General features: G+C 63.4%; 9 protein-coding genes and 1 rRNA gene. 7 read left to right on the forward strand and 3 right to left on the reverse strand.

The window, feature by feature from the left end:
- Positions 1-53: 53 nt before the first annotated feature.
- A 5S ribosomal RNA gene (rrf, locus tag JMY28_RS25445) occupies positions 54-167 on the forward strand.
- Positions 168-323: 156 nt separating this feature from the next.
- On the opposite strand, the gene JMY28_RS25450 is transcribed toward rrf, so the two are convergent.
- Positions 324-1,337: a LysR family transcriptional regulator gene (locus JMY28_RS25450; protein ID WP_201698662.1), complete on the reverse strand. Its 1,014-nt coding sequence runs from the start codon at positions 1,335-1,337 to the stop codon at positions 324-326.
- 167 nt (positions 1,338-1,504) lie between these two features.
- Here JMY28_RS25450 and JMY28_RS25455 point away from each other — a divergent pair, with 167 nt between their 5' ends.
- The 3 genes from JMY28_RS25455 to JMY28_RS25465 all read left to right on the forward strand — a co-directional run bounded on the left by JMY28_RS25455 (position 1,505) and on the right by JMY28_RS25465 (position 5,798).
- Positions 1,505-3,724: an FUSC family protein gene (locus tag JMY28_RS25455; RefSeq protein WP_201698663.1), complete on the forward strand. Its 2,220-nt coding sequence runs from the start codon at positions 1,505-1,507 to the stop codon at positions 3,722-3,724.
- 129 nt (positions 3,725-3,853) lie between these two features.
- Positions 3,854-4,075 (forward strand): hypothetical protein, encoded by a 222-nt coding sequence (locus JMY28_RS25460; RefSeq protein WP_201698664.1) that lies wholly within the window; start codon positions 3,854-3,856, stop codon positions 4,073-4,075.
- A gap of 196 nt (positions 4,076-4,271) precedes the next feature.
- Entirely contained in the window at positions 4,272-5,798 is a 1,527-nt protein-coding gene (locus JMY28_RS25465) for an acetyl-CoA hydrolase/transferase family protein (RefSeq protein WP_201698665.1), read from the forward strand.
- Positions 5,799-5,882: 84 nt separating this feature from the next.
- On the opposite strand, the gene JMY28_RS25470 is transcribed toward JMY28_RS25465, so the two are convergent.
- Entirely contained in the window at positions 5,883-6,134 is a 252-nt protein-coding gene (locus JMY28_RS25470; protein ID WP_201698666.1) for a GlsB/YeaQ/YmgE family stress response membrane protein, read from the reverse strand.
- A 186-nt stretch (positions 6,135-6,320) separates the two neighbouring features.
- On the reverse strand, positions 6,321-7,028 hold the full coding sequence (locus tag JMY28_RS25475; protein WP_201698667.1) for an MgtC/SapB family protein: 708 nt from the start codon (positions 7,026-7,028) through the stop codon (positions 6,321-6,323).
- Between the two features lie 238 nt (positions 7,029-7,266).
- On the opposite strand from JMY28_RS25475, the gene JMY28_RS25480 reads away from it, so the two are divergent.
- From JMY28_RS25480 to JMY28_RS25490, 3 genes are all read left to right on the forward strand, one after another.
- Entirely contained in the window at positions 7,267-8,313 is a 1,047-nt protein-coding gene (locus tag JMY28_RS25480; RefSeq protein ID WP_201698668.1) for a LysR family transcriptional regulator, read from the forward strand.
- 265 nt (positions 8,314-8,578) lie between these two features.
- Entirely contained in the window at positions 8,579-11,788 is a 3,210-nt protein-coding gene (locus JMY28_RS25485) for an efflux RND transporter permease subunit (RefSeq protein WP_201698669.1), read from the forward strand.
- Positions 11,789-11,807: 19 nt separating this feature from the next.
- Positions 11,808-13,055, forward strand: a complete 1,248-nt coding sequence (locus tag JMY28_RS25490; RefSeq protein WP_201698670.1) for an efflux RND transporter periplasmic adaptor subunit — start codon at positions 11,808-11,810, stop codon at positions 13,053-13,055.
- The last annotated feature ends 2 nt before the right edge of the window (positions 13,056-13,057 follow it).

The following is a 13,057-nucleotide window of genomic DNA, read 5'->3' on the forward strand; positions in this document are numbered from 1 at the left end:
TGGCTGTGGCGCCGGGTTGACCAGAACCCATCGCGACGCAGCAACCCGTCATGCCTGATGACCATAGCGAGTTGGTCCCACCCCTTCCCATCCCGAACAGGACCGTGAAACAACTCCACGCCGATGATAGTGCGGATTGCCCGTGTGAAAGTAGGTAATCGTCAGGCTCCTTATGCTGTAACGTCCAGAACCCCGGTCTCTCCGAAAGAGAACCGGGGTTCTGGCGTTTGCGGCGGGCGAAGAACGCGACACCCCATGCAGGAAACAGAAAAGCCGTCCAGGGGACGGCTTTAATGCGTTAACCAGCTTCGCCAATCGAAGTCTTATTGCGCCACCTTCTGCACAGCTGCAGCGACCGCGGCGTCCTTCGCCAAAGCGACATCCCCTGCGACATCCGTGAGTTGCTCCTGCGTCAGCTCCTCGAGCAGCGCCAGGTCGCGCTCGATGACTTGCGGAAGATGCGCGCGCAAGAACTCCACCCACGTCTTGGTTTTCGCGTCGACGAACTTACGCGACGGATAAAGCGCGTACACGTTCGTCCTCTGTAGCTTGTGCAGCGGCAGCACGCGCACGAGCGTACCATTACGCAGTCCTTCGATTGCCGCATAGACCGGCAGCATCCCAATCCCCATCCCCTCGCGTATCGCCACCGCGAGCGATTCCGCGATATTCACCTGCACGGGTCCGTCGACCTGCATCTCGACGCTACCCTCGGGTCCGTCGAGCGTCCACTCATGCGCTGGAAACGCCGGCGATTTGAGAATCAGACAATCGTGATGCGATAGATCGGCGGGTGTGCGCGGCGCACCATGCGTATGCACATACCCAGGCGACGCGCACAGAATGCTGTACGTCGAGCCAAGCTGATGCGAAACAAGATCGGAATTCGGCAGCGAAGACGCCGTAACGACCGAGACGTCGCTGCTGCCCTCGAAGAGATCCGGCATGCGTTGCGAGAGCGTCAGTTCGACAGTGACTTCGGGATGCAGTGCGCGATAGCGCGAAATCGCCGGCAGCACGTACTGCTGACCGATACTCGCGAAGCTGTGCATGCGCAGCGCGCCGGCCGGGCGTTCGTGCGCGCAGCTTGCCTCTTCTTCCGCGCTACCGACGTCCGCGAGAATCTGCGAGCAGCGCTTGAGATACCGCTCGCCGGCGGGCGTGAGCGCAAGCCGCCGCGTCGAGCGGTTGAGCAGACGGGTGCGCAAATGCGCTTCGAGTTCCGATACCGCGCGCGACATCGCGCCGGTGGTCGAATCCAGCGACTGGGCCGCGGCCGTGAAGCTGCCCGCTTCCACGACGCGGACGAACACCCGCATGTTTTGTAACGTATCCATCAGACCTTCTTGACCTTCTTGTTCGGTGCAGAAACGATATTGTCCGCCTGTCGAGGCGCGTCATTGTTGAGTGATCTGGAACGGAGGTTCCCCGCGCGTCCCATTAATGCGGCGCAATGACGCTCCTACAATCGGCCCCTGTCTTCGAAACAGCCCGAGCGTTTGTCATGAGCCGCCAGCCTGCGATACATCGAGCGTTCGACTCGCGTCGGCGCGCGGAAATCATATGGCGCGCCGCCAGACGGGCTCTGCGCGACTGGCAGGCCACCGATGGCGCGATCTGGATTCATCTGCTGAAAACGGTGGCGGCGGGCTTGCTTGCCCTCGGCATTTCCATGCTGCTGGATCTGCCGCAGCCGCGCATCGCGATGACGACGGTGTTCGTCCTGATGCAGCCACTCTCCGGCATGGTGTTCGCCAAGAGCTTTTATCGCATCGTCGGCACCGCGGTGGGAATGGTCGCGGCAGTGGTGCTGGGCGGCGTGTTCGTCCAGCAGCCCGAGCTCTACATACTCGGGATGACGGGGTGGGTGGCCGCCTGTACGGCCGCCGCCATGAGGAATCGCCATTTTCGCTGGTACGGTTTCGTGCTCGCTGGCTACACGGCGGCGCTGATCGGCATTCCGCTCGTGATGCAGCCCAACGGTCTCTTTCTCGCCGCACTTGGCCGCGGCGCCGAAGTGGCCGTGGGGATTCTCTGCTCGGGCATGGTCAGCGCGGTGGTCGTGCCCCGGCAGTCGGGCTCGCTGCTCGAGCGCACCTTGCGCTCCCGATATCTCAATTTTACTGCGTTCGCTGCGGCGGTGTTGGCTGGGCGGCTCGAAAGGGGCGCGTTCGAAGGGCGATTCGCGAGTCTCGTCGACGATGTCGTCGGCTTCGAGGCCACGCGCGCTTTCTCATTTTTCGAAGATCCGACGATGCGCTCGCGCAGCGGCCTGCTTTCGCGCCTGAATTCCGAATTCATGGATGCCTGCGCGCGGCTGCACGCACTGCGCCAGTTGCTCAAAAGGCTGCATTGGAGCGACGCGGCGATCACACCGCTCGCGCCATATTTTGGCGAGCTTGCCGCGCTGCTCGCGCAACGGCCGAGCCGCAACGAAAGCGATCGCGCCTATGCGCGGCGGCTCGCCGACGGGCTCGAAGCCTTCCAGCGCACGCTGCCGCGTCATGTGCGCGAGACGCGGCGGCCGCTTGAACATGCGCTACCCGATGCGCTGCCCGACTTCGACACATCGGCCGAACTCATCTATCGCTTCACGACTGAGATCGTGCGCTACAGCCGCACGTGGGCATCGCTCATGGAGGCGCGCCCTGCGCAGGAGCCGCGCGCCGCACGCTACGTGCCCCGCACGAGCTGGCACGTGGTGGCGTTCACCTTCGTGCGCACCGCCGTGGTGGTCGCGGCGCTGGGCTGGTTCTGGGTCGAGACCGACTGGTCGAGCGGCGGCCTCGCGATGATCGCGGCCGCGCTTACGTGCGCGCTTACCTCGTCGGCGCCGAACGCGTCGCGCATGGCCGTGCAGATGGCGGTCGGCGCGGGCTTTGCCGCCGTGACGGGCTATCTCTTCACCTGCTACGTCTATCCCAATGTCGATGGCTTTCCGCTGCTCTGCGCGACGTTGGTTCCAGTGCTCGCCGTCGGTGCTTTTCTCGCCACGCGCTCGCGCATCGCGGGCTACGGCGTCGGCTTCTCGGTGTTCTTCTGCCTGCTGGCTGGTCCGGACAACGTGATCGTCTACACGCCGGATCTGCTGATCAATAACGGCATCGCCGTCGTTGCCGCGATGCTGGTCGCCTCGCTCGCTTTTGCGGTGGTGTTTCCGCCGCACATGAACTGGCTCGTCGAGCGTATGTGCGTGTCGTTGCGCGGCCAGGTCGTGCTGGCTTGTCATCGGGAACTGGATGGCCTAGGGCAGCGCTTCCAGTCCGGCACGCACGATCTGATGCACCAGTTGAGGCTTTTGCTGAACGGGCGCCGCCAGGCGCACCGGCGCGCGCTGCGCTGGATGCTCGTGACGCTCGAAGTCGGGCATGCGGTGGTCGATCTGCGCAACGAGGCGCACGCAGCAGCGTGGCTCGACCTTCATGACGCGCGCTGGCCTGCGGCTCTGGCCCGCGTGCGGGACGCTATCGCACATCTTTTCGAGAGCCCGGACGGGAGCTCGCTCGACCACGCGCTCAGTGCCGTGCGCGCTGCGACCTGGATCGTCCAGGAAGCGCTCGCGACGGTGCACCACGAGCGAGAAAGGCGGCACGAGGTGCAGCGGCTGCTAAGTCATCTGCACTTCATCCGCAGCGCGCTACTCGACCGCGACGCGCCGCTCGGGCCCCTGGCACGTCGCGCACGCCGCACGCGTGCGCCGCGGAGATCGTCGAATACACAATGAAAAAGCAGGCCCGCGCGATCTTGCTGCAGTCTGGAAATATGCCTTCCGCCTCGCCTCCTTAATCAATTCGACCCTGGGTCATATAGTCACATCACTGCTTCGCAGTACCCGTTAGCACTGGAGAGTAAAATGAAGTCCGTGAAGATCGCTGTTGTTGCCTGTTCGCTGTTTGCCGCCGCCGCTGCTTATGCACAGAGCGAAGCCCCGGCAGCGAGTGTCCCTCAGCAAGTCGCGCAGTCCGCTGCCCCGCAGGTCGGGCAAGCGAACACCCACCGCGAAATCGTGAAGCCGGCAAAGAAAGACGAATGCGTCGGGCCGGTCAGCTTCTGCAATATCTATTTCGGTAGCTGAGATCGAGCGGACGCCCGCCATGTGCAGGCATACGCCAAAATCTAATGCCGCGACGCCTTCATATGGGCGCCGCGGCTTTGCGCATTGTGGCTGCACAAAACACCGCAATGGTGTTTTGTGAAACTCGCAGTGCATGGCCGCCGATGCAAGACCTGAAAATGGGCACCAGGCGATCAGAGAGTTTGTGGAGACTGTGATGTACGAAGACCGTATTCGTTGTGCCGCTTTGCGCGGGAAAATCACTTCGGCTGCCGAGGCGGCCCAACTCGTGCGCAATGGCATGCGCGTTGGCGCGAGCGGCTTTACGCGCGCGGGCGACACGAAGGCCGTGCCAATCGAACTGGCGCGCCGCGCGCGCGAAGAGAAGGAACCGCTGCGTATTACGCTGATGACGGGCGCTTCGCTCGGCCACGACGTCGATCGCATGCTGACCGAAGCGGGTGTGCTCGAGCGCCGTCTGCCGTTCCAGGTCGACTCGACACTGCGTAAGGCGATCAACCGTGGCGAAGTGATGTTCGTCGACCAGCATCTTTCGGAAACCGTAGAGATGCTGCGCGCGAACCTGCTCGGCAAGCTTGATCTCGCAATCATCGAAGCCGTCGCGATCACGGAAACCGGTGCGATCGTGCCCACGACTTCTGTCGGCAATTCGGCGAGCTTCGCGATTCTCGCGGAGAAGGTGATCGTCGAGATCAATCTCGCGCAGCCGCTCGCGCTCGAAGGCCTGCATGACGTGTGGATTCCCGGCCGACGCCCGCATCGCGATCCGCTGCCGATCGTACGCCCGCAGGACCGCGTGGGTACGGCCGCCATCGAGATCCCGCCTGAGAAGATCGCCGCCATCGTTATCACGAACGAGGCGGACAGCCCCTCGACCGTGCTGCCCGCCGATGAAGAAACCGCGCGCATTGCCGGCCACCTCATCGAATTCCTGCAGCATGAAGTGAAGCACGGCCGCATGAGCGCGCAATTGCCGCCGCTGCAGGCCGGCATCGGCACGATCGCGAACGCGGTGCTCTCGGGCTTCGTCGATTCACCGTTCGAAGCGCTTACGATGTACTCCGAAGTATTGCAGGACTCGACTTTCGATCTGATCGATTCTGGCAAGATGGTATTCGCCTCGGGCGCCTCGATGACGCTCTCGGCGCAGCGTCAGGCCCAGGTGCTCGCCGAACTCGATCGCTATCGCGACAAGCTCGTGCTGCGTCCGCAGGAAGTGAGCAACCATCCGGAAGTGATTCGGCGCCTCGGCTTGATCGCACTGAACACCGCGCTCGAATGCGACATCTACGGCAACGTGAATTCCACGCACGTGGGCGGCACGCACATGATGAACGGCATTGGCGGCTCCGGCGATTTCGCGCGCAATGCGTCATGCGCGATCTTTGCGACCAAGGCGATTGCAAAGGACGGCCGTATTTCCAGCATCGTGCCGATGGTGCCGCACGTCGATCACAACGAGCACGATGTGGACGTGATCGTGACCGAACAGGGCCTGGCCGATCTGCGCGGTCTCGCGCCGCGCGAACGCGCAAACGTCGTGATCGAGCGCTGCGCGCATCCGCTCTATCGCGACCTGCTGCGCGACTACTATCGCGACGCCCTCAAGATCGGCGGCCAGACTCCGCACGATCTCGCGCGCGCCTATGAAATGCATCTGCGCTTCAATCAAACGGGTTCGATGCTGCCCGAAGTGACGGGCGGACTCGTCGCGAACGCATAATCGCCGGAGCGATCAAGCAATACGCAAAACAAAACGGGAGCACCGGCAACGGTGCTCCCGTTTTTCATTGATAGCGTGGATTCGCTACGCTCGTCTGATCAACCGGATGATGAAGAGCAGGATGACCGCACCGACAATGGCGGTAATGATCGAGCTGATCATGCCGGCGCCGATATGAATGCCGAGCACTCCGGCAAGCCAACCGCCGATGAACGCGCCGACAATGCCGACGATGATATCGACGAACAATCCGAAGCCGCCGCCTTTGACGAGGACGCCAGCGAGCCAGCCTGCGATTGCGCCGATGATGAGCCAGGCAATGATGCCGTGTTGCATATGAGTAGACTCCCCTTGTTGGCGTGAAAGAATCACGGTGAGTGGAGCTTAGTCCAAGGGCGAATAGGCGTCCATGAAACGCGGCCAGAATTGACAGTTCTTGAACACCATCGCGGATAGTTTTAAAAAGCGCAATGAATTAGAAATGCATTCGTAAGGAATGCGAGCCGATGCAATGCGCGAGCCTCATTCGGGCGCGATTTCGGGTTCCGCGGCAGTCCAGCTCACGCTGGAGACGCCTTTTTCCATGCTCAGGCGGCTCGCCATGAGTTCGAGCTTCGACTGATACTTCGGATGCAAGCGCATCGTTGCCGTCACGCGCAGGCGCGGCGGATCGCCGGCCAGGTCCTCGCTGGTGAGGCTTTGAAATGAAAGCGGCGTGGAGTACAAAGAATTTGAAAGCAACGTGCGGATGTGGACTTCGTCCTCATCGCGGCAAACCACGGTCAGCACATAAGCGCGCACGAGATCCGCATTCGAAACGGGCGATGCGTTGATGATGCGGCTCACTTCGCGCAGCACGGTATTCGTGAGTAGCACCACGACGGTGCCGGCCACCGCCGGGCCGTAATGCCCCGCGCCGCACAGCACCCCCACGGCCGCCGAGCACCATAGCGTCGCCGCGGTATTGATGCCCTGAATCGAGCCCTTCTCGCGCATGATGACGCCGCCGCCCAGAAAGCCCACGCCAGAGACGACATATGCCGCAATTTGCGTCACGCCGGTCGAGCCATTGCCGGTCAGCACGCCGAGCGTAACGAACAAACACGCGCCGCTTGCCACGAGCGTGATGGTGCGCAGACCGGCCGTGCGTTGGCGAATCTGGCGTTCGAGGCCGATGGCGACGCCGCAGGCGAACGCCGCGAGAAGGCGCAGGGCGAATTCGAGAGTCATCGTTTTGTCATGAAAACGCAGGGCGGCCGCACGCCATGCGGCTCTCGCGCAAGGCGTGGCGGGTGTATCAGGACTCGCCGAGGTACATCGGGGGCTCGTGGATCATACGCGGGACGGGGCTTTGCGCCAAGCTGTCCGCGCTGTCATGTTCGAGTCAGGATCAGGCCACGGCTCATGGGCGAAACTAGTTTCATTCGTATCGAGATGGGAAGGCAGGCCGAATGAACGGGAGTTTCTGATGGATACGCTGCGCAATATGCGGGTCTTCATGCGAGTGGTGGAGTCGGGCAGCTTCACGCGCGCTGCCGCGAGCGAAACGATGACGACCGCGCAGGTCTCGCGCGCGGTCACCGATCTGGAGTCGCGGCTGCGCACGCGGCTCCTTAATCGGACCACGCGGCGCATGTCGCTGACCGAAGCGGGCGAGCGCTACTTTCAGAGCTGCAAGCGCATTCTCGCCGACATCGAGCAGGCCGAGGCCGAAGCCGCCGCTGCGCACGCGAACCCCGCTGGCAAGCTGCGCGTGTATGGCGGCACGAGTTTCGGGCAGCACTATGTCATGCCGCTCATCGCGCGTTATCAGCAGCATTTGCCGGAGGTCTCGGTCGATCTCACCATTGCGCAGCAAATGCCCGACATCATCGAGGAAGGCTTCGACGTGGCGGTCGTGGTGGCCGCCGAACTCGAGGACTCCGCGCTGATCTCCCAGCACCTGGGCAGCACTGCTGCCATTCTCTGTGCTTCGCCGCAGTATTTGCGCACGCGCGGCGAGCCGCGATCGTTCGACGACCTCGAGGCGCATACCTGCCTGCATCTGACCGATGCGAGCCTTCCGCCCGGCCAATGGGTTTCCGAGGGGCCTCTCGGCGAGACCTTCCGGCATACGGGCGTGACACCCTTCCAGGTGAACAACCCCGAAGCACTCGCGCTTGCCATACGCGAAGGTATGGGCATCGGCCCGCTGCCGGTGCCGGTGGCGCTACCCGGTCTTGCCGATGGCACCCTCGTGCGCGTGCTGCCCACGCACACGCTGCAGAAGCTCAACATCTACGCGCTGTACGCTTCGCGCCGCTATCTGGACGCGAAGATCCGCACCTTTGTCGAGTTTCTGCGCGAGAAGGTGCCGCTCGTTCTTGCCGAACAGGAGGCCGCGCTCGCCACCTGTGACGACCCGCCACTTCGCGAGCTGGAGGCGCACACGGGTCCGCGAGGTACGCGTGCGCGTAGCGGCCGTGGCCGCAGTCTCAACACGCGCGACCTGGAGCGCCTGCGTCTGGTGAATTGAAGCAGTGAACTGAAGCAGTTAAAGAACTGCTCGCGAAGCGCGAAGCGATTACCGCGCGTTTCGCGGGCCGCTTTTCAAGCGCTTCGCGACGCTGCAGCGGCGATCCATCTGCGTTCCCGCGCGCTTTCGCGCGGCTCACGCGTTCCCTGACAATTTCGCCATATTGGCGCCAGCGACCTGCCACCGTCATTGCCTATGATGCGGCACCCGCTGGATGAATGCGTCCTCGTCTCAACCCCTCGCCTGAGTTGTCCGAAACACTGACATGTGGATTGTCAATCTCGCGCTGAAGCGACCGTACACGTTCATCGTGATGGCCATCCTGATCGTGCTGGCCACGCCGTTCGTGCTCATGTCGATGGCCACCGACGTGCTGCCGAACATCAACATCCCTGTTATCAGCATCATCTGGTCGTACACCGGTTTTTCCTCGAAGGACATGGCCGACCGCATCACCTCGGTCAACGAGCGCAGTCTCACGACCACGGTGAGCAACATCGAGCACATCGAGTCGCAATCGCTGCCGGGCATCGCCATCATCAAGCTGTTCCTGCAGCCGGGTGCGAGCCTGCAAACGGCGATCGCGCAGGCTGTTGCATCGGAGCAGGCGCAGGTGAAGCAGATGCCGCCCGGCGCCACGCCGCCGCTCGTCATCAGCTATTCGGCCTCGAGCATTCCGGTGATCCAGCTGGGCCTCTCCAGCAAGTCGATGAGCGAGCAGGCGCTTGCCGACGTCGCGATGAACTTCCTGCGCCCGCAGCTCATTACGATTCCCGGCGCGCAGGTGCCTTACCCGTATGGCGGCAAGACGCGTGTGATCTCCGTGGATCTCGACACGCGCGCGCTCATTTCGAAGGGCCTCACACCCGCCGATATCGTCAACGCGGTCAACGCGCAGAACCTCATTTTGCCGACGGGTACGGCCAAGCTCGGGCAAACCGAATATCGTGTGGACACCAATGCATCGCCCGATACGATCGCGGGCCTGAACCGCATTCCCGTGCAGACGGTAAGCGGTGCGACCACTTATCTCGGCGACGTGGCACACGTGCGCGACGGCTTCACGCCGCAAACCAATGTCGTGCGCCAGGACGGCCAGCGCGGCGTGCTGATGTCGATCCTCAAGACCGGCGACGCCTCGACGCTGCAGGTGGTAGGCGCACTCAAAGACCTGTTGCCCAAGGCGCGCGACACGCTGCCCGCCGACCTCGTCGTCAAGCCGCTCTTCGACCAGTCCGTATTCGTTTCCGCGGCCGTGCAGGGCGTGGTGCGCGAAGCGCTCATCGCGGCCGCGCTGACGGCGGCGATGATCCTGCTCTTTCTCGGCAACTGGCGCAGCACGCTCATCATCGCAGTGTCGATTCCGTTGTCGATCCTCTCCTCGATCATCGCGCTCTACGCGCTTGGCGAGACTATCAACATCATGACGCTCGGCGGCCTCGCGCTCGCTGTCGGCATTCTGGTTGACGACGCAACGGTCACGATCGAGAATATCGAACGGCACTTGCATCTGGGCGCGAAACTGCACGACGGCATTCTCGAAGGCGCGGGCGAAATCGCAGTGCCCGCGCTCGTTTCGACGCTATGCATCTGTATCGTGTTCGTGCCGATGTTCTTCCTCACCGGCGTGGCGCGCTTTCTTTTCGTGCCGCTCGCGGAAGCCGTGGTGTTCGCGATGATCGCGTCGTACATACTCTCGCGCACGCTCGTACCGACGCTCGCCATGCTGCTCTTCGAGGGCCACGATCCCACGGCGCATGCGCAGCGCGCGCATGGCTCGCTGTTCTCGCGCATACACTGGCGCTTCAATCACGCATTCGAGCGCTTGCGCGCCAATTACATCGCGCTGTTGAGCCTGCTGCTCTCGCGCCGCAAGCTCTTCGGGGGCACCTTCCTCGCGTTTTGCCTGCTCTCCCTCGTCCTCGTGTTCTTCCTCGGCCGCGACTTCTTTCCTTCGGTCGATGCCGGCAACATTCGCTTGCACATGCGCGCGCCAACGGGCTTTCGTATCGAGGAAACCGCACGCCTTGCCGACCAGGTGGAGCAGGTGGTTCGCGAAGTGGTGCCGCCCGATCAACTCGAGACGATCGTCGATAACCTCGGGCTGCCCTATAGCGGCATCAACCTCTCGTACAGCAATGCGGGGACGATGGGCACGCTCGATGGTGAAATCCAGATCGCGCTGAAGCCCGATCACGATCCTTCGCGCATTTATATCGACAAGCTGCGTACGTTGTTGCCGCAACGGTTTCCGGGCATCGAGTTCTTCTTTCAGCCCGCGGACATCATCACGCAGATTCTCAACTTCGGTCAGCCCGCGGCGATCGACGTGCAGGTGGTGGGCGCGAATCTGAACCAGGACATGGCACTCGCGAGCACGTTGCTCAAGCAGGTGCGGCAACTGCCGGGCGCCGTGGATGCGCACATCGAGCAGCGTAACGACGAACCCGCGCTCACGCTTGCGATGGACCGCTCGCGCATGCAGCAGTTGAACCTGAGCCCGCAGAACGTTGCGCAGGACGTGTTGATCGCGCTCTCGGGCAGCACGCAGACTTCGCCTGCGTTCTGGGTGAGCCCGCAAAACGGCGTGGAATATCCGCTCACGGTGCAAACGCCGCAATATCGCGAAACTTCGATGAACGAACTGATGGGCACGCCCGTTTCCGCGCGCAGCACGAACCCCAATGCGCCGTTGCAACTGGTGAGTAATCTCGTACAACTCAGGCCACATAACGGGCCCGCCATCATCACGCACTACAACATCCGTCCCGTGATCGACCTGCTCGTGAGCGTGGAGGGCAGCGACCTGGGTTCGGTTGGCGTGAACATCAACGACATCATCCGGCATGTGCAGGCGCACGCGCCGCGCGGCACGACCATTACCATGCGCGGCCAGATCGGCACGATGCGTTCGTCATACGTGGGCCTGGGCGTTGGCATTGCGATGGCGGTGGTGCTCGTGTATCTGCTCATCGTCGTGAACTTCCAGTCGTGGGCCGATCCGCTCATCATCATCAGCGCGCTGCCCGCCGCGCTCGCAGGCATCGCGTGGATGCTGTTCATCACCGGCACGCACCTGAGCGTGCCCGCACTCACGGGCGCGATCATGACCGTGGGCGTGGCGACCGCGAACAGTATTCTCGTGGTCTCGTTTGCACGCCAGCGTCTCTCCGCGGGTGCAACGCCGCTCGCCGCCGCGCTCGAAGCGGGCGCCACCCGCATACGCCCCGTGCTCATGACGGCGTTCGCCATGATGATCGGCATGGTGCCGATGGCGCTGGGCCTCGGCGAGGGCGCGGAGCAGAACGCGCCGCTCGGACGCGCGGTGATCGGCGGGCTGCTGTTCGCTACGGTCTCCACGCTATTGTTCGTACCCCTGATGTTTGCGACCGTGCATACACGGCTCGCTCACCGCGCCGCCGCGAAACGCGAGCGCGAAGCGCAGCGCCGTGGTGCACGAGGCGACACCCGTTAAGTCAAAATTGGCCGAAGACATGAACGAACCTCACCACCATTCATCTCTCGACATCAGCGTCGGCGGCGAGCAGGCCCTGGACTTGCCGGCGCGCGGCCAGGCGGGCAAGCGCGCACGCTTTGCGGTGATCGTGGTTGCGCTGCTGCTCGCTGCGGGCGCCACGCGCACCATCGTCTCGAACCTCATGAACGCGCACCATCTCGCCGATGTCACGAAGCAGAACGCGAAGCAGTACGTGAGCGTCGTGCAACCCGTGGCGGCGGGCGCGGACGGCCGCATCGTACTGCCTGGCACGCTGCGCGGCTATGTCGAAGCGCCGATCTACTCGCGCGCGAACGGCTACGTGCGGCGCTGGTACGCCGATATCGGCGCGCACGTGCAGCAAGGCCAGTTGCTCGCGGAGATCGACACACCCGAGATCGACCAGGAACTCGCCCAGGCACAGGCGCAGCGTGATCAGGCCGCCTCGACGCTCGCGCTCGCGAAGACCTCGTTCGATCGCGCGCAGCAGTTGCGCCAGCGAGATGCGGTCTCGCAGCAGGAACTCGACGACCGCCAGGGCGCATTCAACACGGACCAGGCGAATCTCGCCGCCGCCGATGCGAACGTGCGCCGCCTCATGGAGATGAAGTCGTTCCAGCGCATCGTCGCGCCGATCACGGGCATCATCACGCAGCGCAACGTCGATATCGGCGACCTCGTGAATGCGGGCAATGGCGGCGCGGGGCATGCGCTCTTTTCGATTGCGCAGTCCGACCCGCTGCGCCTCTATCTCGACGTGCCGCAGACCTATGCGCACCAGGTTGCGGTTGGCCAGCACGTGAGCGTGACCGAGCAGGAGTTGCCGGGTGTGACGTTCGACGGCACCGTCACGCGCACGGCGCAGGCCATCAACGTGGCCACGCGCACGCTGGAGGCCGAAATCTCGCTGCCCAATCACGACGGCAAGCTGCTGCCGGGCGCCTATGTGCAGGCCGCGTTGCAGACCGATGCGAAGGGCTTGCTCACGGTGCCGGGCAACACGCTGCTGTTCCGCTCGGAAGGCCCGCGGCTTGCCGTTGTCGATGCGGATGGCAAGGTCAAGCTCAAGGCCGTGGAAATCGCGCAGGACCTCGGGCAGACACTCGAGATCAGCCGCGGGCTCGAAGCGACCGATCGCGTCGTGCTCAACCCGAGCGATTCGATCGCGGACGGGGACAGTGTCGTCGTGGTCGCGCCGAACAAAACCGAAGCGGCGCATGAAGCCGCCAAGCGGAGCGCGACGTGACG

This window comes from Paraburkholderia hiiakae (assembly GCF_904848665.1).
Taxonomy (GTDB): domain Bacteria; phylum Pseudomonadota; class Gammaproteobacteria; order Burkholderiales; family Burkholderiaceae; genus Paraburkholderia; species Paraburkholderia hiiakae.